Genomic DNA, 21,501 nt, shown 5'->3' on the forward strand with positions numbered 1-21,501 from the left:
TTCTCCGGTATGCACGGCATGCGCCGTACGGGCCGTATCCGCGCCCTAGATGCCGTACGCCCGTGTATGACCTCGCCGTTCGCGAGCATGACAGCAATCCAGGAGGCACAGTGAGCAGCGATCGGGACGACAACCGCTTCGGCGGCGACGGGGCGCGGTCGCGCGAAGCCGATTACACCGGCGAGTTCACCATCGACTACACGCCGCCCGCCTGGTACATGACGAACGGGGAGGACGGCTCCGAGCCGGAGCCCAAGCAGCCTGTGGCGCCGGATGCCAGGGAGGAGCCGGCGGCATCGGCGGCGTCGGGCGGGAGTTCATGGTCGGCGCCGCCGGCGCCGAGCTCCGGCAGTGGTCCGAGCTTCCCCGCCTTCAAGCCCAACTCCGGTGAGGAGAGGCCGGAGTCGTCGTCATCTGAGGCGGCGTCATCGGACAATTCGGGCGACGATCTGCCAGGAGCTGTGCAGAGCGAATCCACCATGCGCTTCTCCGCGATCTCCCTGAAGAACACCAAGGCGCCGCAAACCAGTTCAGAACCGGCGGATGACGACACCTCCGGCAGCGGCGGCACCAAGGCGCCCCAAACCTTCGCCTCCACCGAGCGTTTCTCCGCGATCTCGCTGAAGCAGAACAAGGAGCCCCTCGAGGAGAAGCCCAAGGCCGCCGCCCCCGCTGCCCCGACCGCTCCGACGACGCCCACGCCTCCTCCCCCGCCGACTGCGCACGAGGAGCGCAAGCCCGAGCCCGCGCCGGCGACGGAGCCGCGCGACCCGGCACCGGCCCCTCAGGCACCGCCGCAGCAGCCTCCGCATCCGCAGCACGCTGCCGCGGCGCCTCCCGCCGGACCGCCGACGCCGCCCAACCCTACGGGCGCACCGGGCGCACCCGCCGCCGCCCAGCCCTGGGCATCGCAGGGCCCGAACTCGGCCTGGTCCCCGCAGCATCCGCAGCCTCCGCAGCAGCCCGTGCCGCCGCTTCCGCCGCAGTACCAGGCGGCGCAGCCGCCCACGCCGCAGGCACCCCAGCCGCCCGCGTACGGATACCCGCAGCCGCCCGCACCCGGGCCCAACTCGCCCTCCGTGCCGCTGCCGCCGCCGAGCCCGACACAGCAGCCGCCCACCGCGTACGGCTACCCGCAGCCGCAGCCTCAACCACAGCCTCACCAGCAGCAGCCTCCGCAGCAGCAGGCCGGGCGGGCGGCGCCTACCGCGGACCCCCGCGCCGCCGGCTGGCCGACCGTCCCGCCAGAGCAGCGCCAGCACGGCCCGGGCGGCGCGCCCCTCGGCTACACGGCAGCGGTGGAGCTGTCGTCCGACCGTCTGCTGCGCAATCAGCCCAAGCCCAGGAAGCCCGGCAGCAACCTCCCCGGCGCCGGCCGGTTCAAGCTCGGTGGCAAGGCCGCCGAGGCCGAGCGCCAGCGCAAGCTGGAGCTGATCCGCACCCCGGTGATGTCCTGCTACCGGATCGCGGTGATCAGCCTGAAGGGCGGCGTCGGCAAGACCACGACGACCACCGCACTCGGTGCCACCCTCGCATCCGAGCGCCAGGACAAGATCCTGGCGATCGACGCCAACCCGGACGCGGGCACGCTCGGACGCCGCGTCCGCCGCGAGACGGGGGCCACCATCCGCGACCTCGTCCACCAGCTGCCGTTCCTCAACAGCTACATGGACATCCGCCGTTTCACCTCACAGGCGCCCTCGGGCCTGGAGATCATCGCCAACGACGTGGACCCGGCCGTGTCGACCACGTTCGGCGACGAGGACTACCGGCGGGTCATCGAAGTCGTCGGCCGTCAGTACCCGATCGTCCTCACCGACTCAGGCACCGGTCTGCTCTACAGCGCCATGCGCGGCGTGCTCGACCTCGCCGATCAGCTGATCATCATCTCGACGCCGTCCGTCGACGGTGCGAGCAGTGCGAGCACCACGCTCGACTGGCTCTCGGCCCACGGCTACGCGGACCTGGTCGCGCGCAGCCTCACCGTGATCTCCGGGGTCCGCGAGACCGGAAAGATGATCAAGGTGGACGACATCGTCGCGCACTTCCAGACGCGCTGCCGCGGCGTGATCGTGGTCCCGTTCGACGAGCACCTGGCGGCCGGCGCCGAGGTCGACCTGGACATGATGCGGCCGAAGACACGCGAGGCGTATTTCAACCTCGCCGCGATGATCGCGGAGGACATCGTGCGCACCCAGCAGGGCGGTGGCCAGGGCATGTGGGGGCAGCCCGACGGCAATGCACCGCAGCCGCAGATGGGCCAGCCGATGCCCGGCCAGCCCATGCCGGGTCAGCCCATGCCGCAGCACCCGTACTACCCTGCCGGGCCCGGCCCGCAGGGCGGTCCGCCGCCTCAGCAGCCCCAGGCGCAGTATCCGCAGCAGCCGGGCGGGCCACAGGGATGGCCGCAGCAGCAGCCCCAGCAGCAACCGCAGCCGGGGTACGGCTACCCCCCGCCACCTCCGCAGCAGTGAGCATTCACGGCTGACGCGGAAGGGCCCGGTCGATCGATCGCCCGGGCTCTTCCCGCTTCCCGCATAACGCGCGTCACCCGTCGACGAGTTCGCGTGCGCGCTTCACATCGACGGCCATCCGCTCGAGCAGCGCATCGATCGAGTCGAACTTCTCCTGCCCGCGCAGGAAGGCGTAGAAGTCGACGGCGACGTGCAGGCCGTAGAGGTCGAGACCGACGCGGTCGATCGCGTACGCCTCCACCGTGCGGTTGGTGCCGTCGAACGTCGGGTTGGTGCCGACCGAGATCGCCGCGGGCATCGACTCCCCCTCGACGACGAGCCAGCCCGCGTAGACGCCGTCGGCGGGGATCGCCGAGTGCGGCAGCGTCTCCACGTTGGCCGTCGGGTATCCCAGCTCGCGGCCGCGCTGCGCACCCCGTACGACCACGCCCTCGACCCGGTGCGGACGGCCGAGTACCTCGGCCGCGCCCGCGACGTCCCCCTCGGCGACCAGTCGTCGCGTCAGCGAGGACGAGAACGGCTCGCCGCCGCCCGCCTCCCCCGCGACGAACAGATCGACAACGTCGACCTCGAAGTCGTACTTGAGCCCGAGAGCCGACAGATATTCCACGTCGCCGGCCGCCTTGTGCCCGAACCGGAAGTTCGGGCCTTCCACCACCACCTTGGCGCCGAGCGCCTCGACGAGCACCGTACGGACGAAGTCGCCGGGCGACAGCTGGGAGAAATCGGTGGTGAAGGGCAGGATCAGCAGGGCGTCCACGCCCAGCTCCGCCATGAGCTCGGCACGCCGGTGGTGTGCGGCGAGCAGCGGCGGGTGGCTGCCAGGCCGGACGACCTCGCTGGGGTGCGGGTCGAAGGTGACGACCACCGACGGAATCCCCAGCTCCCGGGCGTGTGTGACCGCATGGCCGATGATCAGCTGATGCCCGCGGTGCACACCGTCGTAGGAACCGATGGTGACGACGCTGCGCCCCTGCGCCCAATCCTCGGGAACGTCCTCCAAGCCCCGCCAGCGCTGCACCGTGACCGCTCCTCGCCCGAACGAACTGTGTCGTGCCGATGTGATGACGGTCCAAGACTGCCATGCCGTGGCGCGCCCGACGGAATCGGGCGCCCCGGCCGGCCGCACGGAGCCTAGGACGGGAGCGGCAGCCGCTCGCACATGTGGCGGGCGCTCGGGCCGACCACGGCATCCCATTCGGTGCAGGCCAGCCAGTCGCGGACATGCGCCGCAAACGACGGCGAGGCGCTGGCGAGCTGCACCAGGCGGCGGTCGAAGTACGCCGCGCCCTCCGCGGTGCGGCCCAGCAGCAGGCCGACGCGGTGGACCAGCTCCCTGGTCTGCACCGCCGGTCGGCCCAGGCACCCCTCGGCGGCCTGCTGCAGCAGCGCTTCGAGAACGGCCGGATCCCGCTCCCGCTCCAGCAGCACATCGAGCAGCTCCTGCCGCAGCGGGCGCGAGACGGCGCCGCCGGGCGCTGCGAGGACGGGAGCGATCGCACGGCGCATCTCGGGACGGCCCTCCCGCAGCAGCCCGACCGCGAGCGGAAAGACGACGGCACGCCCGGCGGGCCCTTGTTCGAGGCGGCGCTCCAGGTAGTCGGCGACGTGGCGGGCGCCCTCGGGACGGTGGTCCGCGTACGAGCGGACGCAGGCGGCTGCGCGTCGCGCCAGCGCAGGGGTGGTCTGCGCCGCGAGCTCGGCGAGGATCTCCGCATCCGCGACCCCGCCCGGTTCGCGCAGCCGCGCCTGGAAGGCGGCGAACACCGGCTCCGGATGGGTGGGCAGCGCCACGCCGATCGCGCTCGCGGGAACATAGCGGTCACCGGAGACGAAACGGGCGAGCGCCGCGCCCAGATGACGGTTGCGGGTCACCGGGTCCCGCACCAGGAGGGCGAGCGCGGCGCCGTGCAGTGAGCAGTCGGAGGCGCGGCCCAGCAGCGCGAGCGCGGCGTAGCGCAGCAGCTCGCGGTCGGGCTCGGAGCATACGTGTGCGGCCGCCCGCAGCCCGTACGTCGCGGCCGCGACGCGGCGTTCCGGGCGGTCGTCGTGGGCCCAGCGGTCGACGGCGCGGCACACCGCCGAGGGCTCGTCCTTCGCCAGCGCGGCGAGCAGGCGGTCCGCACGAGGGTGAGCGGTGTCGACGAGCGCCTCGGTGAGGGCGTCGATGTCGTGGTGGCGGTGGGTGTGCAGGAGGATGTGCACGGCAGCGGCGACGGTGCGTCCTGTGCCCGGCACCGGCCGGTCGTCGTCGAACCAGCGGCAGATGACGGGCAGCGCGGCCTCGGCATCGGCGCAGAGCAGCTGCCCCGCCGCGGCGAGGAAGCTCCCTCCGTCCGCCATGCCTTCAGCCGTGTCGTCCACCGTGCCGCGCCGCCCGTCGGCCGGAAGCATCAGACGGATCAGTTCAAGCCGACCGGCGACGGGAAGCGGCAGCCGCCGCCAGAACCACGGCCCGAACTCACCGAGCCCGTCGAGGGCGGTGGTGAACCCTCCGTGCCGGCCGGCCCGCGCGGTGATGCGTCCGGCGAGGCGACGCAGAACGCCCCGGTACGGCTCGGCGTCCGGGACCCGCAGCAGCACCTCCCCGAGCAGGTGCGCCGCCCACCAGACGGCGTCCTTGCAGCGCGCCGCATCGCCGGCGCCAACGGCTGCCGCCGTGTCGAGCGCGTCCACCAGGGCGTCCAGCCTGCGGGCGAGGTGGTCCGGGCCGTCGCGCCGCCCGGCCAGCAGCAGCGACTGGACGACGGGTCCGATGCGGTGGCGCGGCACGGGCAGCACATGCGGCGCGTCGGTGGGGGCGACCGACGGAGCGGGCGGTGGGGGCGGTGCGCCGCCGTCGCACGTGCCGGGCCGCACCGTCGTCACCGGGTGCGAGGGCAGCCGTACGACGGCCTCCCTGCGGCTCGTGACGGACGCGAACCAGCGGTGCACGAGGGCGTGCAGCGCCGCCTCCAGGTCGATATGGGAGCCCTGCAGCCAGTCGGCGAACTCCTCGTGGGCGAACCGGTATCCGGCCCCTGCGGGGACGAGCAGCCCCTCGGTGAGCACGGCGGAGGCCCAGCCGGTGCGCCAGGGGAAGATCTCCTCGAACGCCTCCCGGTCCAACTCGCCCTGTCCCGGGCCGAGGCAGCGGCGCGCGGCCTCGTGCACCTGCCCCGCCACCCGGGCCGCCATCCGCCGCACGTCGTGCGGCCCGTACGACTCCCCGGCGGACTCGCCGAGCCGCACCGCCATCCGCAGACAGACCAGGTCCAGGTGGGCCGAGAAGACCGCTTCCCGGGTCGGGGCGCCCTCGACGTCGGGGGCCGCTGCGCGCACTTCTGAGAGCAGCCGCAGCGTGAGCGGGTGCGCGGCGTCGGCCGGGGCGATCCGTCCGGCCTCGATGCCGTACAGCTGCCTGGCCCGCTCGGCCTGCCGCGGCCGCAAGTCCCCGAGGCGTACGCAGTCGGGCAGGGCTCGCGCCGGGGCGCCGGGCGGCGCGGTGGGACCGGACCAGTGCGGACGGTAGAGCAGACCGGGCGGGAAGAGGGCACCGGCCTGCTCCCAGTGCTCGGGCCGGCATGCCACGACGAGCCGCACGCCCGCCGCGCGCAGCCAACTCGTCGTGCCGGATGTCCAGTCGGGCAGTGCATGCGCCAGCACGGGCGGCATCTCCTCGGGCGCGTCGAGGAGTACGAGCAGCGGGCGCCCTGCCGCGCGCGCCAGATGTGCGACGGCGTCAGGGGTGGCTTCGGCAGCCTCACCCACCTCGCCCGCCCGCCCGTCGCCCACCTCCGTCCTCAACGGAGGCGCTGCGCGCCCCTGAGCTGATCGCGATGCATCCACGATGCGGCCGGCGGCGCGCAGCGACCGCTCGACGGCCTCCTTCAACCCACCGTCACCCGGCCGCAGTTCGGCACCGCGCAGCCATACGGTGGGCGCGGGACGGGAGCCGCGGGCGCGCCGCGCGGCGAGCGCGCCGAGCTCGGTCGTCCGTCCGCAGCCGGGGTCGCCGACGAGCCCGAGGACGAGCGGACCGTCGTCCGCTGCTTCCAGGAAGCGGCGCAGTTCGGCTTCGACGCCCGGCCTGCGGACCGGTTCACGCCATTCGCGCGGGAGCCCGGCGGCGGCCGAGCCGACCGAGGTCGCGGTGAGCTGCAGCGCACCCGCGAGGTTCAGATGCGGGCCGTAGGCGGGCACGGTCGCGGCGTTGCGCGCCACGAGCTCCGCGAGCGGGCCGTCGGTGCGCAGCGGGACGGCGAACGCGGCCGCGCTGCGGGAGGCGTGCAGCGCGGTGGCGACAACGCCGAGCACCGCTCCCGTGTGCGCGTCGATCAGCGGGGTTCCGGAGGGGGGAGCCTCCGGCGCGCCCGTGGTGAGGGCGTACGCCTCCTCCAGCAGGTGGTAGCGGTCGGTGGCGGTGTATGTGGCGGCGACGACACCGGTGACGGCCGCATCGGCCCGGGTCGGGCCCGGCAGCCGGACGCGGCCCTCGGGGTCGGAAGGGCCGTGGCAGGCGATGGGCAGCGCAGGAACGGTGAGCCCTTCGGTCGCCACCACGGCCAGGCCCTCCTCGGGGTACGGGGTGATGGCATCGGGGCCGACGAGGCAGGTCTGCTCGCCGTGCGCGTGAAGCACCAGCCTCGCCAGGCCGTCGACGGCTTCGTGGCTGGTCAGCAGGGTGCCGTCGGTATCGGCGATGAAGCCCGTGCCGCGCGGCCGCCCGGCCAGGTCGCAGATCCGCACCAATGCGTCATCCGCATCGGCCCCCCGTACCGCCATGTTCGAACCTCTCCGCCGAAACCACTGAAAACAGAAAAAGTCCACTTCAGTGCAGTTCGACGGTAGGTGTCGGTAGATCGACACAACAGAGCCCGAGGCGAAAGCGCCCCCTTGCACCCCCGCGATTCACTCCGCGCGCCTGCCCATTGGGGTGAATTCGGGCCACGGAAGGGATGGGTCAGGCGAATCCGGCGAGGATCCTCGTCTCGCCGCGACACTCCTCGACGAGGGCGATGAAGCGGTCCTCGGGCCCGAAGACCGCGATGGGTCCGGCGCTCCCGAGCCCCGGAGCCTTCAGCCGTACACCGTTGGCGAGGAGCCGGGCCTGCTCGGCGTCGACGTCCCAGCGCGTGAACGCCGCGCTCGCCGCCTCGCCGATCGGCATCACGTCCAGCGACTCCTCGAGCTGTTCGAGGGTGTGGGCATCCTCGACGCGGTACGGCCCGACACGGGTGCGGCGCAGCGCGGTCAGATGGCCGCCGGTGCCGAGATCGGCGCCGAGGTCACGGGCGAGCGCGCGGATGTAGGTGCCAGATGAGCAGTCGACGGTGACGTCGACGTCGAGCAGCTCGATCCCGTCCTGCTCGGCCCGGCGCACGTCGTGGACGACGAACGACGACACCGTCACCGGCCGGGCCGCCAGCTCGAACTCCTCGCCCGCCCGGACCAGTCGGTGCGAGCGCTGCCCGTCCACCTTGATCGCACTCACCTTGGACGGCACCTGGAGGATGTCGCCGGTGAGCTTGGCGATCGCGGCGTCCAGCGCCTCGCGGGTGATGTGCCCCGCCGGTGCCGTCGCCGTCACCTCGCCCTCGGCGTCGTCGGTGACGGTCGACTGGCCCAGCCGGATCGTGGCCTCGTACGTCTTCGCCGTCAGCGCGAGGTGGCCGAGCAGGCGGGTCGCCTTCTCGACGCCGATGACGAGCACGCCGGTGGCCATCGGGTCGAGCGTGCCGGCGTGGCCGACCCGCCGGGTGCCGGCGAGGCGGCGCAGCCGCGAGACGACGTTGTGCGAGGTGAGCCCGGCGGGCTTGTCGACGATGACGAGGCCGTCGGGGCCCGTTCCTTTGCGCCTCATGCTTCCCCGGACTCGTCGGAACCCTCGGCCTCCTCGTCGAGCGGCTTGCGGTACGGGTCCGCGTCGCCCGCGTAGCCCTTCCCGGCCGCCGACTCGCGGACCTGCTGGTCGGCGGCGCGCGCCTTGGCGAGCAGGTCGTCGATGGTGCGGGCGTTGTCCGGGACCGCGTCGAGCACGAAGGTCAGCGTCGGGGTGAAGCGCACCCCGGTCTGCCGTCCGACCTCGGAGCGGAGGACGCCCTTGGCGCTCTCCAGCGCCGCGGCGGACGCCGTCCGCTCCTCCTCGGAGCCGAAGACCGTGTAGAAGACGGTCGCCTCCCGGAGGTCACCGGTGACCCGGGTGTCCGTGATCGTCACATAGCCGAGCCGCGGATCCTTGATCCGCCGCTGCAGCGTCTCCGCGACCACGACCCGGATGCGGTCCGCCAGCTTGCGCGCCCGCGCGGTGTCGGTCATGCGTCATCTTCTCTCTGTCTAGTCTTCGTCTCCGTGGATCCGCTGCCGCGCCGACAGCAGGTCCACTTCGGGGCGTGCGGCCATCCAGCGCTCGCACTGCCCCAGTACGTCTGTGATGTGCGGGATATCCCCGGACACCACCGCGATGCCGATCTCGGCTCTGCGGTAGAGGTCATGGCCGCCGACCTCGGCCACGCTGACGCCGTAGCGGCGCTGCAGCTCGGCCACGATGGGCCGGACGACGGATCGCTTCTCTTTCAGCGAGCGGACGTCGCCGAGAAGCAGGTCAAAGGACAACGTCCCTACATACATGGGCATCAGGTGTCAAGCCGACCCGTCAAGGCATGGTGTCAACGGTACATTCGATGTCAACCGGGCTGGTTCCAACCCGGCTGGTGCTGATCGCGCAAGACTCGATCGTTCGCTCAACGGCCGAGCAGCGTGAGCTAGGAATCTCCCTGCTTCAGCTGGGAGAGGGTTCAAAACAGTAGCGGCCACGACCGGAGCCGGTCGACGGAATTTCACTTCCGCCGACCGGCCCCGACCGCCGTTGCCGTGCAGGTCAGCCGCGCGGCTTCTCGCGCATCTCGTAGGTGGCGATGATGTCGTCGACCTTGATGTCGTTGTAGTTGCCGAGGTTGATACCGCCCTCGAAACCTTCACGGATCTCGGTGACGTCGTCCTTGAAGCGGCGCAGGCCCTCGATGGTGAGGTTCTCCGCGATGACCTTGCCGTCGCGGATGAGGCGGGCCTTGGTGTTGCGCCGGACCTCGCCGGAGCGGATGAGCACACCGGCGATGTTGCCGAGCTTGGACGAGCGGAAGACCTCGCGGATCTCCGCGGTGCCCAGCTCGACCTCCTCGTACTCCGGCTTGAGCATGCCCTTCAGGGCCGCCTCGATCTCCTCGATCACCTGGTAGATGACCGAGTAGTACCGGACGTCGACACCCTCGCGCTCGGCCAGCGACGTGGCGCGGCCCTCGGCCCGCACGTTGAAGCCGATGACGATGGCGTCGGAGCCCGCCGCCAGGTTGATGTCGTGCTCGGTGACCGCACCCACACCGCGGTGCAGGATGCGCAGGTCGACCTCGTCGCCGACGTCCAGCTGCATGAGCGAGGACTCCAGGGCCTCGACCGAACCGGACGCGTCGCCCTTGAGGATGAGGTTGAGCTGCTGCACCTGACCGGCCTTGAGCGCCTCGTCCAGGTTCTCCAGGGAGAACCGGACGCCCTTGCGGGCGAACGCCGCGTTCCGCTCACGGGCGGCACGCTTCTCGGCGATCTGGCGGGCGGTGCGGTCCTCGTCGACGACGAGGAAGTTGTCGCCCGCGCCCGGCACATTGGTCAGGCCGAGCACCAGCACCGGCGCCGAAGGACCGGCCTCCTCCACGTTGGTGCCGCTGTCGTCGAGCATCGCCCGGACACGGCCGTACGCGTCGCCGACCACCATCGTGTCGCCGACCCGCAGCGTGCCGCGCTGGACGAGCACGGTGGCCACGGCGCCGCGGCCGCGGTCGAGGTGCGCCTCGATCGCGATGCCCTGCGCGTCCTGCTCGGGGTTGGCACGCAGGTCGAGCGAGGCGTCCGCGGTGAGGACCACTGCCTCCAGCAGACCGTCGATGTTGATGCCCTGCTTGGCGGAGATGTCGACGAACATCGTGTCGCCGCCGTACTCCTCGGCCACCAGGCCGTACTCGGTCAGCTGACCGCGCACCTTGGTCGGGTCGGCACCCTCGACGTCGATCTTGTTGACCGCGACGACGATCGGCACGTCGGCCGCCTTGGCGTGGTTGAGCGCCTCGACGGTCTGCGGCATCACGCCGTCGTTCGCCGCGACCACGAGGATCGCGATGTCGGTCGACTTCGCACCGCGGGCACGCATGGCGGTGAACGCCTCGTGACCCGGGGTGTCGATGAAGGTGATCTTCCGGTCCTCGCCGTTGACCTCGGTCGTCACCTGGTACGCACCGATGTGCTGGGTGATGCCGCCGGCCTCGCCCGCGACCACGTTGGTCTTGCGGATCGCGTCGAGCAGGCGGGTCTTGCCGTGGTCGACGTGGCCCATGACGGTGACCACCGGCGGGCGCGCGACGAGCGCTTCCTCGCCGCCCTCGTCCTCGCCGAACTCGATGTCGAAGGACTCGAGAAGCTCGCGGTCCTCCTCCTCCGGGCTGACGATCTCGACGACGTAGTTCATCTCCTGCGCGAGGAGTTGCAGCGTCTCGTCGGAGACGGACTGGGTCGCGGTGACCATCTCACCCAGATTCAGCATGACCTGGACGAGCGACGCCGGGTTGGCGTTGATCTTCTCCGCGAAATCGGTGAGCGAGGCACCGCGGGAGAGCCGGACGATCTGGCCGTTGCCGCGCGGCAGCAGCACGCCGCCGACGGACGGGGCCTGCATGGCCTCGTACTCCTGGCGACGCTGACGCTTGGACTTGCGGCCACGCGCCGGGCGACCGCCCGGACCACGGCCGAAGGCACCCTGCGTACCGCCACGGCCACCTGGGCCGCCGGGACGACCGCCGAAGCCGGGACGACCGCCGCCGCCACCGCCGAAGCCACCGCCACCGCCGCCGCCACCCGGACCACCGGGCCGGCCGGCGAAGCCGGTGCCGGGACGACCGCCGCCGCCTCCGGGACGTCCGGCGAAGCCGCCGCCGCCGCCACCCGGACGACCGCCGCCGCCACCCGGACCACGGCCGCCGCCACCCGGGCCACGGCCGCCGCCCGGGCCACCGCCCGGACGCGGACCGGCAGCCGGACGCTGCGGCATCATGCCCGGGTTCGGACGCGGGCCGCCGCCGCCCTGCGGGCGCGGCATACCGCCCGGCGTCGGGCGGGGTCCGCCCGGACCGGCCTGGCCGCCGGGGCGGGGAGCGCCGCCGGGACGCGGGCCGCCTCCGGGACCGCCGGGGCCGCCGGGGCGCGGCGCGCCGGGACGCGCACCGCCCGGAGCCTGCGGACGCGGCATGCCGGTGCTGCCGGACGAGGTGAACGGGTTGTTGCCGGGACGCGGACCGGCCGGACGCGGGGCAGCCGGACGGGCGCCGCCGCCGGAGCGGGGCGCACGCTCGCCGCCGCGGGCACCGCCGTCACGCGGGCCGGGAGCCGGACGCTGCGACGGGCGCGGGCCGGGGGCCGCGGGACGCGGACCCGACGGCGCGGCCGGGGACGGCGCGGCACCGGCGGAGGCGGGAGGAGACGAGAACTCTGCCGCGGGCGCGGGCTGCGCCGGAGCGGGCTTGGGGCCCGGACGCGGGCCGGGGGCCGCGGGACGCGGCGCAGGGGTGGGCGTGGGGGTGGAGGTCGGCGCGGAAGCGGCTGGCTTCGGCGCGGGGGAGCCCGCCGGCTTGGGCGCGGCGGGACGGGCCGTGGCACCCGGAGCGGGCGACGGCTTGGACGGCGCCTGCTTGCGCGGCGCGGACGGCTTGGCAGCCGTGGAACCGGCGGCGCCGCCGTTCCCCTGCTGCAGCGCGTCGGTCAACTTGCGAACAACCGGCGCCTCGATCGTCGAGGACGCCGAACGGACGAATTCGCCAAGTTCTTGGAGCTTGGCCATGACGACCTTGCTCTCAACTCCGAACTCCTTGGCGAGTTCGTATACCCGGACCTTAGCCACTTCGCTCCTTCTGGTCCGGGGTTGGTCGTCCGCCGGACCGTCGCTACTTCATGGGCGTACTCATCGCGTACTCATCGAGTGCTCATCGCAATCTCGACCTACTTCCGACTCGCGAGGTACCTGACCGCACGGTCACCCGTGCCGTTCTCTGATCTCTTCTTCGTTTACCGGTGGTACTGCTGGTGGTGCTGGTACTGCTGGTGGTGCTGGTACTGCTTCCTGTGCTGTGCGCTCCGCCTGCTCGACGCACTGCCGTAGCCTCTCCGTCCCGAGCGGCCCCCGGCTCCGATAGGCCCGGGAGAACGCCCGGCGGCGGACCGCCAGGTCGTAACACGCCATGTCGGGGTGCAGATACGCACCCCGGCCGGGCAGCGTACCGCGCGGATCGGCGACGCATTCGTCCCCGACCACCGCGATACGCAGCAGATCGTCCTTCGCCGTCCGCTGCCGACAGCCCACGCAAGTGCGCTCTGGGCATGCTCGTGCCCGCGTCCGGCCAGACACTGCTTAAGTCTACCTCCCCGCGCCAACCTCACCCCTTCGGGTTGGTTTGCGCTCGGCTGTTCGTTGCCCCATTCCCAGGGGATTACTCCTGCAAGTGACCGCGGTTCGCGCTCTCCGCGTCCGGCTCGGTGTCGGGCCGGATGTCGATGCGCCAGCCGGTGAGGCGGGCCGCCAGACGCGCGTTCTGACCTTCCTTGCCGATCGCCAGTGACAGCTGGTAGTCGGGCACGGTCACCCGGGCCGAGCGCGCAGCGAGGTCCACCACCTCGACCTTGCTCACCCGTGCGGGTGACAAGGCGTTGGCGACCATCTGCGCGGGATCCTCGGACCAGTCGACGATGTCGATCTTCTCGCCGTTCAGCTCCGCCATCACCGCGCGCACCCGGGCCCCCATCGGGCCGATGCAGGCGCCCTTGGCGTTGAGCCCCTGGCGCGTCGACCGCACCGCGATCTTGGTGCGATGCCCGGCCTCGCGCGCCACCGACTCGATCACCACCGAGCCGTCCGCAATCTCCGGGACCTCCAGCGCGAAGAGCTTCTTCACCAGGTTGGGATGGGTACGCGACAACGTCACCGACGGCCCGCGCACCCCCTTCACCACCCGGACGACATATGCACGCAACCGTGTGCCGTGCTTGTACTCCTCGCCCGGCACCTGCTCCTGCGGCGGCAGGATGGCTTCGAGCTTGCCGATGTCAACGAGGATGTTGCGGGGGTCATTCCCCTGCTGCACCACGCCCGCGACGATGTCTCCCTCGCGGCCCGCGTACTCGCCGAAGGTGATCTCCTCCTCGGCGTCGCGCAGCCGCTGCAGGATGACCTGTTTGGCGGTGGTGGCGGCGATCCGGCCGAAGCCGGAAGGCGTGTCGTCGAACTCCCGGGGCGTCTCGCCCTCCGGGACCTCGTCGGGCTCCTCCTTCGCCCATACCGTCACATGGCCGGTGTCGCGGTTCAGCTCGACCCGCGCGTTGCGGTGGCTGCCCGGCTCCCGGTGGTATGCGATGAGGAGGGCCGACTCGATCGCCTCGACCAGCAGGTCGAACGAGATCTCCTTCTCGCGCACCAGACCCCGCAGGGCACTCATGTCGATGTCCACGGCTACGCCTCCTCAGTGCTCTCGTCGATGTCAGCGGAGGCCGGTTCCGCGTCGTCGTCCTGGGTGATCCCATCGTCCTTGGATTTACGGCTGAATTCGACCTCGACCCGTGCCCGGGTGATCTCGTCGAACGCGAGACGGCGGGAGGTGGGCTTGCGGCCCTTGACGCCCGGCACCTCGACGTCGAGGCCCTTGTCGTCCACTCCGGTGATACGCGCGATCAGCTCGCCGCCGTCGGCCAGCTGGGCCTTGATCAGGCGGCCGGTGTTGCGTGCGAAGTGCCGGGGCTGGGTGAGCGGCCGGTCGGTGCCCGGGGAGGTGACCTCCAGGACGTACGGGGTGCCGCCCATCGCGTCGGACTCGTCGAGCACCGCGGAGATCTCGCGGCTCAGCTCCGCGACCGCGTCAAGCTGCACACCGGTGTCGGAATCCACCACGACACGCAGCATCCGCCGCTTGCCCGCCGGGGTCACGGCGATCTCTTCCAGATCGAGTCCAGCGGCGACCGCGAGCGGCTCCAGCAATCCTCGCAGCCTGTCGGTCTGGGTGGTGCTCATCCGGGTGACTCCTCGGCCGCGTGTGCTGTTGTCGGATCGTCGCGTGTCGTGGCAAAGCCTATCGGTTCCGGCAGCTGACCGACGATTCGGCGGATGGAGCCGGGCGAACGTCGGGTCGACACCGTCCCCGCAGGTCCGCGCGGTAGGGTCCCCCACACCGGTGGTGCGGAACCGCCGGTTCACCTTCGTCGTCAGGAAGAGGCCGGGAAGAAGAACGTGGCGCCAGGGACGACACCGCGGGCCCCCTCCGGGCCGCGCAGACGAGCCGTACTCGCCGGTGGACTCGCGTTGCCGTTCGCGGCCGGCGCGCTCGCGGGCTGCGGAGGCCCGCTTTCGGCGCAGGACGCGGCCGAGGACGATCCCGGCCTGGCCTTGAGCGCACAGGCCGTACGGGACAGCTCGGCGCTGCTGGCACGCTACGACGCCACCGCCGCGGCGCACCCGCCGCTCGCCGCCCGGCTCAGGCCGCTGCGCGCCCAAGTGGCCCAGCACATCGAGGCGTTCACGGTTCCCGGCCTGTCCACGGGCTCACCGCGCCCTTCGGCGTCCGCGTCGGCGCGTGCGGCAGCCGGCCAGGTGCCTGCGGACCAGGGCCAGGCGCTGTCCGCACTCGCCGCGGCGGAACGGCGGCTCGCCGACGCCCGGACCACCGCCCTGCAGGACGCACCGCCCGAACTCGCCCGCCTCCTCGCCTCGGTGGCCGCCGCCGGGGCGTGCCATGTGCTGCTGCTCCAGGGCGGTGCGTGATCCCCGCACTCCCCGACCTCTTCAGGAGGCCCGCATGACCTCGCCGCCGGCCACGTCGTCTCCGGCAGGCCCCGGCAGCCCCGCAAGCGCCCTCGCGGCGGCGCAGGCGGCGCTCGCCGCGGAGGACGCCGCCGTCTACGGCTACGGGGTCGTCGGCGCCCGGGTCGGTGCCGGCAGGCGCTCCGACGCGCAGGCCGCCTATGACGCGCACCGCGCGCAGCGCGACGCGCTCAGCCGAACCGTCCACGGGCTCGGCGGCGAGCCGGTGGCCGCCGACCCCGCCTACGCGCTTCCCTTCCCCGTGCCGGACCAGGACGCCGCGGCACGGCTCGCCGCGTACATCGAGGACCGGATCGCCGGGGCCTACGCGGACCTGGTGCGGGCCGCCCACGGCGGCCTGCGCCGGGACGCGGCGGCCGCGTTGCGCGGCGCAGCGGTGCGCGCTGTGCAGTGGCGCGGCAGCGGCGTAGCCTTCCCGGGGTTGATCGAACGGGCGCCCGGCGCCTCGCCGGCCGCCTCTGCCACCCGCTGACCGGCCACCGACCCGTTGGAGGGATCCGCCGCCCATGGCCCCGGACCGTGACATCATCCGCGGCCACGTACCGCTGGAGCCGCCCGAACGGCTGCTGCGCACCGTCGGCGCGTGGGAGGGCGAGGCCGGCCGCGACTGGCTCAAGGCCCTGCCGGGGCTCGTCGAGGAGTACCTGGCCCGCTGGGAGTTGACGCCCGAGCGGGTGCAGCACCCCGGCGGGCACATCAGCATGGTGGTGCTGGTGCGGCAGGCCGACGGGACACCGGCTGCCCTGAAAGTCGGCATGGTGACCTCGCAGACGCGCGAGGAGCACGCGGCCCTGGCCCACTGGAGCGGGCTCGGGGCGGTGCGGCTGCTGCGGGACGACCCGGCCGGCAGCGCGATGCTGCTGGAGCGGCTCCACGCCGACGTCAGCCTGCGTTCACTGCCCGACGCCAAGGCGATGCTGGAGGCGTGCGGGGTGCTGCGGCGGCTGTGGGTGGCGCCTGCCGAGGGCCACCCCTTCGCCTCGGTCGCCGACCACACGTGCAGGCTTGCGGAGCATCTGCGGGAGCGGCGGGAGCAGCCCTGGGCCGCCGATGCGCGGCCGCTCGCCGACGAGGCGCTGGCCGCGCTCGAACGGCTGACGGAATCGGCGCCCGCCGCGCCGGTGCTGCTGCACGGCGACTTCCACCACGGCAACGTACTGGCCGGGGACCGGATGCCGTGGCTGGCGATCGACCCCAAGCCGCTGGTGGGCGACCCGGGGTTCGACCTGGCCTGGCTGGCGCAGGACCGCCTGGACACGCTGGTGGCGATGCCGGCCCCGCAGGCGGCGGCACGGCGCCGTATCGCCACGCTCGCGGACGCGCTCGACGTGGACCGTGACCGGCTGCGTGACTGGACGCTCTTCCGCGCGGTGGAGGCGGGCCTGTGGTCGCTGTCGGTCGGCGACCGGGAGGACGGCGAACTCGCCCTGGAGTTCGCCGCCTGGTTGTGACGCGTCAGCGTCAGGCGCTGAGGCGCGCCAACGCCGTCTCCACGGTGACCTCTTCGCGTTCGCCGGTGCGCCGGTCCTTCAGCTCGACGATGCCCTCGGCGGCCCGGCGCCCCACGACCAGGATCGTCGGCACCCCGATCAGCTCGGCGTCGGTGAACTTCACGCCCGGCGAGACGCCCGCCCGGTCGTCGACGAGCACCCGCACCCCGGCCGCCTCCAGCTTGCCGGCGACGTCGAGGGCCAGGTCGGTCTGGGCCGCCTTGCCGGCCGCGACCACGTGCACATCGGCCGGGGCTACCTCGCGCGGCCAGCACAGCCCCTGGTCGTCCGCGGTCTGCTCGGCGAGCGCCGCGACCGCGCGGGAGATGCCGATGCCGTAGGAGCCCATTGTCACGCGGACCGGCTTGCCCTCTTTGCCGAGCACGTCGAGCTCGAAGGCGTCGGTGTACTTGCGACCGAGCTGGAAGATGTGGCCGATCTCGATGGCCCGGCCGATCTCCAGACCCGCACCGCACCTCGGGCACGGGTCGCCCGGTTCGACGACCACGACGTCGAGGTACTGGTCGACCTCGAAGTCCCGTCCGCACACCACGTTGCGGGCGTGCCGCCCGGGCTTGTTGGCGCCTGTGATCCACGCCGTGCCGGGGGCGATCCGCGGGTCGGCGAGGTAGCGGAAGGTACGGCCGTGCTGCGGGCCGATGTAGCCGCGGACCAGGTCGGGGCGGCCTTCGAAGTCCTCGGCGGTGACCAGTTCGACGGTGGCGGGCGCGAGGTGTTCGGCGAGCTTGCCGAGGTCGACCTCGCGGTCGCCGGGCACGCCGACCGCGGTGATCTCGCCGTCGACCTTCACCAGCAGGTTCTTCAGCGTCGCGGAGGCGGGCACACCGAGATGGGCGGCGAGGGTCTCGATGGTGGGGGTGTCGGGGGTGTCCAGCTCCTCCGCCGGGCCGTGCCCGGTCCCGCCGGCCGGCGGTACGACGACGGTCACCGCCTCAGTGTTGGCCGCGTAGTCACAGGCCGGGCAGTCGACGAAGGTGTCCTCGCCGGCGGCTGCGGGCGCGAGGAACTCCTCCGAGGCCGAGCCGCCCATGGCACCCGACACGGCGGAGACGATCCGGTAGTCGAAGCCGAGCCGGTTGAAGATCTTGACATAGGCCTCGCGGTGCAGCCGGTACGCCTCGGCGAGCCCGTCGTCGTCCACGTCGAAGGAGTAGGAGTCCTTCATCTGGAACTCACGGCCGCGCAGCACGCCCGAGCGCGGCCGGGCCTCGTCCCGGTACTTCGTCTGGATCTGGTAGAGGATCACCGGCAGGTCCTTGTAGGACGTGGCCTGGTCCTTCACCACGTGGGTGAAGATCTCCTCGTGGGTGGGGCCGAGCACGTAGTCGGCGCCCTTGCGGTCCTTCAGCCGGAAGAGCAGGTCACCGTACTCGTCCGCGCGGCCCGTCGCCTCGTACGGCTCGCGGGGCAGCAGCGCGGGCAGCAGCACCTCCTGGCCGCCGATGGCGTTCATCTCCTCGCGCACCACCCGGGTGACGTTCTCCAGCACGCGCTTGCCGAGCGGCAGCCAGGTCCACACGCCCGCCGTGGAACGGCGGACGTACCCGGCCCGGACCAGCAGCTTGTGGCTGGCGGTCTCGGCATCGGCCGGGGCGTCGCGCAGTGTCTTGAGGAGCATTCGGGACATGCGCTGGACCATGGGGGATCTCCGTACTGGTGACATCGGATGCCGCCGAGGATACCGAGGCTCAGATGCCGCGCGGGCGCGGCAGCGGCAGCGGGGCGCCCATCACCGTGTACGGCGTGGGTGCGCTCGGGAAGTGGACCGGGTGGGCGAGGTCCTGGTAACCCAGCGAGCGGTAGAAGCGGCGGGCCGAGGATTCCAGGTCGAGCGCGGAGAGGATGGTGCGCGGCTCGTCGGCGGTGTCGGTGATCACGGTGATGAGCCGGCGCCCGATTCCCTTGCCCTGGTAGGCGGGGAGCACGTGCAGCTCGACGATGACGAAGGACGAGTCGAGCCAGTGGTCGTTGCCGGTGCGACGCAGATACGGTTCGACCACCGTCGACCACCAGTGCGCGCGGTCGTTGGGCATGCCGTAGACGAAGCCGACGAGCCGGCCCTCCTGGGTGGTGGCGCCGAAGGCGCGCACTCCGGGCAACTTGCAGTGCCGGAGCACGATCTGGCGGCGGACCGCGATCTCGTCGTCGGTCAGGCCGAAGGCCAGCGCCTGTACGGCGAGCGCCTCGTCGACCCGTCGCACGAGATCGAGCGGCTCGACCACCACGTCATCCATGCGGGGAGCGTACTGGGCGGAGGCCTGCCTCAGAACAGCACGCTCATGAAGGCACCGACTTCGGTGAACCCCACGCGCCGGTACGAGGCGCGGGCGGCGGTGTTGAAGTCGTTGACGTACAGGCTGACGACGGGGGCGAAGTCGCGCAGCGCGTAGCCGAGCACCGCGGCCATGCCCGTCTCGGACAGTCCGCGGCCCCGGAATTCGGGGGCCACCCAGACGCCCTGGATCTGGCAGGCGTGCGGGGTGACGGCCCCGATCTCCGCCTTGAAGACGACGCGGCCGTCCTCGATGCGTGCGAACGACCGGCCGGAGGTGACCAGTTCGGCGACACGCGCCTGGTAGAGCAGGCCGCCGTCCCCGGCGAGCGGCGAGACGCCGACTTCCTCGGTGAACATGGCGACGCAGGCCGGCATGATCACGTCCATCTCGTCACGGCGGACACGCCGCACCAGGGGGTCGGGCGGGACGTCCGCGGGCAGGGAACGGGTGACCATGAGCGGCTGGTGAGGGCGGATCTCGCGGGCCGGCCCCCAGGAGGGTTCGAGCAGCGACCACAGTTCGCCTGTGGCCGCGGCCGGGCCGACGATGGACGAGCACCGGCGCCCGCCGCGCCGGGCCCGGTCGGCGAAGCCGCGGACGGCGGCGGAGGTCGCGCAGATGGGGACGAGGTTGGCGCCCGCATAGCAGAGCGACACCAGTTGTCCGCCCGCGTACCAGCCCCACATCTCGCCGCCGAGCCGCCAGGGGTCGAGTCCGGCTATGCGGACGCGGGCGGCGACGAAGGCGTTGGCGACGGGTTCACGGTCGAGGAGGGCGAGAGCGGCGTCGAGCTCACCGGGGTCGAGGACCTTGGTGGTCGTCGTCGTCAACACGTGGGCGCCTCACCGGTACGGGCCCCCAAGGGCTGTCGGGCTGGGATCTCCGCACTGTACCTCGCGCTTCGCGCATCGTGCGCGACTCCGCCGCGAGCGCGGTCCGGCGGCGGCCACAGCCACGGGCCGCGCGAACCGCCACGGCCCACGGCCGGGGTGGCGCCGGCCGAGGCGGGACGGAGCGAGCGTAAGAGCACGGAAAGGATCAGGGTTCCGACGGTGCACCCCCGGCCGGGGAGGCCGGCACGTGCGGCGCGCGTCAGGAGACGGTGACGGCGGGCTCGCCGGAGGCGACGCCGTCCGCCTCCATCTGCTCGGCGATCTTCATCGCCTCCTCGATGAGCGTCTCGACGATCTTCGACTCCGGGACGGTCTTGATGACCTCGCCCTTGACGAAGATCTGCCCCTTCCCGTTGCCGGAGGCGACGCCGAGGTCCGCCTCGCGCGCCTCGCCGGGGCCGTTGACGACACAGCCCATCACCGCGACACGCAGCGGGACCTCCATGCCTTCCAGTCCCGCGGTCACCTCGTCGGCGAGCTTGTAGACGTCGACCTGCGCACGGCCGCAGGACGGGCAGGAGACGATCTCCAGGCGGCGTTCGCGCAGCCCCAGCGACTCCAGGATCTGGATGCCGACCTTGACCTCCTCGGCCGGAGGTGCGGACAGCGATACGCGGATGGTGTCGCCGATCCCCTCGCTCAGCAGCGCGCCGAAGGCCACGGCCGACTTGATCGTGCCCTGGAATGCCGGGCCCGCCTCGGTCACGCCCAGGTGCAGCGGGTAGTCGCACTTCTGCGCCAGCAGCCGGTAGGCGTTGACCATCACGACCGGGTCGTTGTGCTTCACCGAGATCTTGATGTCCCGGAAGCCATGCTCCTCGAACAGGGAGCACTCCCACAGCGCCGACTCCACCAGCGCCTCGGGAGTGGCCTTGCCGTACTTCTCCAGCAGCCGCCGGTCGAGCGACCCGGCGTTCACGCCGATCCGGATCGGCACCCCGGCCGCGGAGGCCGCCTTGGCGATCTCCTTGACCTTGTCGTCGAACTGGCGGATGTTCCCGGGGTTCACCCGGACGGCGGCGCACCCGGCGTCGATCGCCTGGAAGACGTACTTCGGCTGGAAGTGGATGTCCGCGATGACCGGAATCTGCGACTTGCGGGCGATGGTCGCCAGGGCGTCGGCGTCATCCTGCGAGGGGCACGCCACCCGCACGATCTGGCAGCCCGACGCCGTCAGCTCGGCGATCTGCTGCAGCGTCGCACCGACGTCCGCGGTCACCGTCGTCGTCATCGACTGCACCGACACCGGCGCGTCACCGCCCACCGCGACCGACCCGACCTGGATCTTGCGACTCCTGCGGCGGTCTGCGAGCTTCAGCGGAACGGACGGCATGCCGAGCGAGATCGCGGTCATGTGCTGTGCATCCCCAAGGTCTGGATGGTGTGGACCGGAGTCCGTGCATCGTGCCACGAGCCCCGGCTTACGAGATTACGGCACCGCATATGTGGCAGGCACACCAACCG

General features: G+C 72.3%; 17 protein-coding genes. 4 read left to right on the forward strand and 13 right to left on the reverse strand.

Features of this window, described 5'->3' with window-relative positions:
- Nucleotides 1–110 precede the first annotated feature (110 nt).
- The gene (locus NGB36_RS29360) at nucleotides 111–2,474 is read left to right on the forward strand and encodes an SCO5717 family growth-regulating ATPase (RefSeq protein WP_255923606.1); all 2,364 of its coding nucleotides are present in this window, start codon (nucleotides 111–113) and stop codon (nucleotides 2,472–2,474) included.
- Nucleotides 2,475–2,547: 73 nt separating this feature from the next.
- Here NGB36_RS29360 and NGB36_RS29365 read toward each other — a convergent pair whose 3' ends face one another.
- The 9 genes from NGB36_RS29365 to rimP all read right to left on the reverse strand — a co-directional run bounded on the left by NGB36_RS29365 (nucleotide 2,548) and on the right by rimP (nucleotide 14,550).
- Nucleotides 2,548–3,495, reverse strand: coding sequence for a bifunctional riboflavin kinase/FAD synthetase (locus tag NGB36_RS29365; RefSeq protein WP_255923607.1), 948 nt, complete (start codon nucleotides 3,493–3,495; stop codon nucleotides 2,548–2,550).
- A 113-nt stretch (nucleotides 3,496–3,608) separates the two neighbouring features.
- Entirely contained in the window at nucleotides 3,609–7,238 is a 3,630-nt protein-coding gene (locus NGB36_RS29370) for a serine protease (protein WP_255923608.1), read from the reverse strand.
- Nucleotides 7,239–7,416: 178 nt separating this feature from the next.
- Nucleotides 7,417–8,316 (reverse strand): tRNA pseudouridine(55) synthase TruB, encoded by a 900-nt coding sequence (gene truB, locus NGB36_RS29375; protein ID WP_255923609.1) that lies wholly within the window; start codon nucleotides 8,314–8,316, stop codon nucleotides 7,417–7,419.
- Complete coding sequence (gene rbfA, locus NGB36_RS29380; RefSeq protein WP_255923610.1) at nucleotides 8,313–8,771, reverse strand: 30S ribosome-binding factor RbfA; 459 nt, start codon at nucleotides 8,769–8,771, stop codon at nucleotides 8,313–8,315. Before rbfA ends, truB begins: the two co-directional genes overlap by 4 nt.
- 18 nt (nucleotides 8,772–8,789) lie before the next feature.
- Nucleotides 8,790–9,083, reverse strand: coding sequence for a DUF503 domain-containing protein (locus NGB36_RS29385; protein ID WP_255923640.1), 294 nt, complete (start codon nucleotides 9,081–9,083; stop codon nucleotides 8,790–8,792).
- 250 nt (nucleotides 9,084–9,333) lie between these two features.
- Complete coding sequence (gene infB / locus NGB36_RS29390) at nucleotides 9,334–12,393, reverse strand: translation initiation factor IF-2 (protein WP_255923611.1); 3,060 nt, start codon at nucleotides 12,391–12,393, stop codon at nucleotides 9,334–9,336.
- A 132-nt stretch (nucleotides 12,394–12,525) separates the two neighbouring features.
- Nucleotides 12,526–12,897 carry a YlxR family protein gene (locus tag NGB36_RS29395; protein ID WP_372509561.1) on the reverse strand — a complete coding sequence of 124 codons (372 nt, stop codon included), beginning with the start codon at nucleotides 12,895–12,897 and terminating at the stop codon, nucleotides 12,526–12,528.
- Between the two features lie 82 nt (nucleotides 12,898–12,979).
- Nucleotides 12,980–13,993, reverse strand: a complete 1,014-nt coding sequence (gene nusA / locus NGB36_RS29400; protein ID WP_255923612.1) for a transcription termination factor NusA — start codon at nucleotides 13,991–13,993, stop codon at nucleotides 12,980–12,982.
- 2 nt (nucleotides 13,994–13,995) lie between these two features.
- Complete coding sequence (gene rimP / locus NGB36_RS29405; protein ID WP_255923613.1) at nucleotides 13,996–14,550, reverse strand: ribosome maturation factor RimP; 555 nt, start codon at nucleotides 14,548–14,550, stop codon at nucleotides 13,996–13,998.
- Nucleotides 14,551–14,643: 93 nt separating this feature from the next.
- On the opposite strand from rimP, the gene NGB36_RS29410 reads away from it, so the two are divergent.
- From NGB36_RS29410 to NGB36_RS29420, 3 genes are read left to right on the forward strand one after another with little or no spacing between them, the layout of a single operon-like run.
- Nucleotides 14,644–15,297 carry a hypothetical protein gene (locus NGB36_RS29410; RefSeq protein WP_308288945.1) on the forward strand — a complete coding sequence of 218 codons (654 nt, stop codon included), beginning with the start codon at nucleotides 14,644–14,646 and terminating at the stop codon, nucleotides 15,295–15,297.
- A 34-nt stretch (nucleotides 15,298–15,331) separates the two neighbouring features.
- Entirely contained in the window at nucleotides 15,332–15,829 is a 498-nt protein-coding gene (locus tag NGB36_RS29415) for a ferritin-like domain-containing protein (protein ID WP_255923614.1), read from the forward strand.
- Between the two features lie 34 nt (nucleotides 15,830–15,863).
- The gene (locus NGB36_RS29420) at nucleotides 15,864–16,808 is read left to right on the forward strand and encodes an aminoglycoside phosphotransferase family protein (protein WP_255923615.1); all 945 of its coding nucleotides are present in this window, start codon (nucleotides 15,864–15,866) and stop codon (nucleotides 16,806–16,808) included.
- A gap of 10 nt (nucleotides 16,809–16,818) precedes the next feature.
- Here NGB36_RS29420 and NGB36_RS29425 read toward each other — a convergent pair whose 3' ends face one another.
- The 4 genes from NGB36_RS29425 to ispG form a co-directional block, all read right to left on the reverse strand.
- Complete coding sequence (locus tag NGB36_RS29425) at nucleotides 16,819–18,507, reverse strand: proline--tRNA ligase (protein WP_255923616.1); 1,689 nt, start codon at nucleotides 18,505–18,507, stop codon at nucleotides 16,819–16,821.
- Nucleotides 18,508–18,556: 49 nt separating this feature from the next.
- Entirely contained in the window at nucleotides 18,557–19,102 is a 546-nt protein-coding gene (locus tag NGB36_RS29430) for a GNAT family N-acetyltransferase (RefSeq protein ID WP_255923617.1), read from the reverse strand.
- Between the two features lie 29 nt (nucleotides 19,103–19,131).
- Nucleotides 19,132–19,977 (reverse strand): GNAT family N-acetyltransferase, encoded by an 846-nt coding sequence (locus NGB36_RS29435; protein WP_255923618.1) that lies wholly within the window; start codon nucleotides 19,975–19,977, stop codon nucleotides 19,132–19,134.
- Nucleotides 19,978–20,236: 259 nt separating this feature from the next.
- Nucleotides 20,237–21,391, reverse strand: coding sequence for a flavodoxin-dependent (E)-4-hydroxy-3-methylbut-2-enyl-diphosphate synthase (gene ispG, locus NGB36_RS29440; protein ID WP_255923619.1), 1,155 nt, complete (start codon nucleotides 21,389–21,391; stop codon nucleotides 20,237–20,239).
- Nucleotides 21,392–21,501 lie beyond the last annotated feature (110 nt).

This window comes from Streptomyces humicola (assembly GCF_024436035.1).
Lineage (GTDB): Bacteria > Actinomycetota > Actinomycetes > Streptomycetales > Streptomycetaceae > Streptantibioticus_B > Streptantibioticus_B humicola.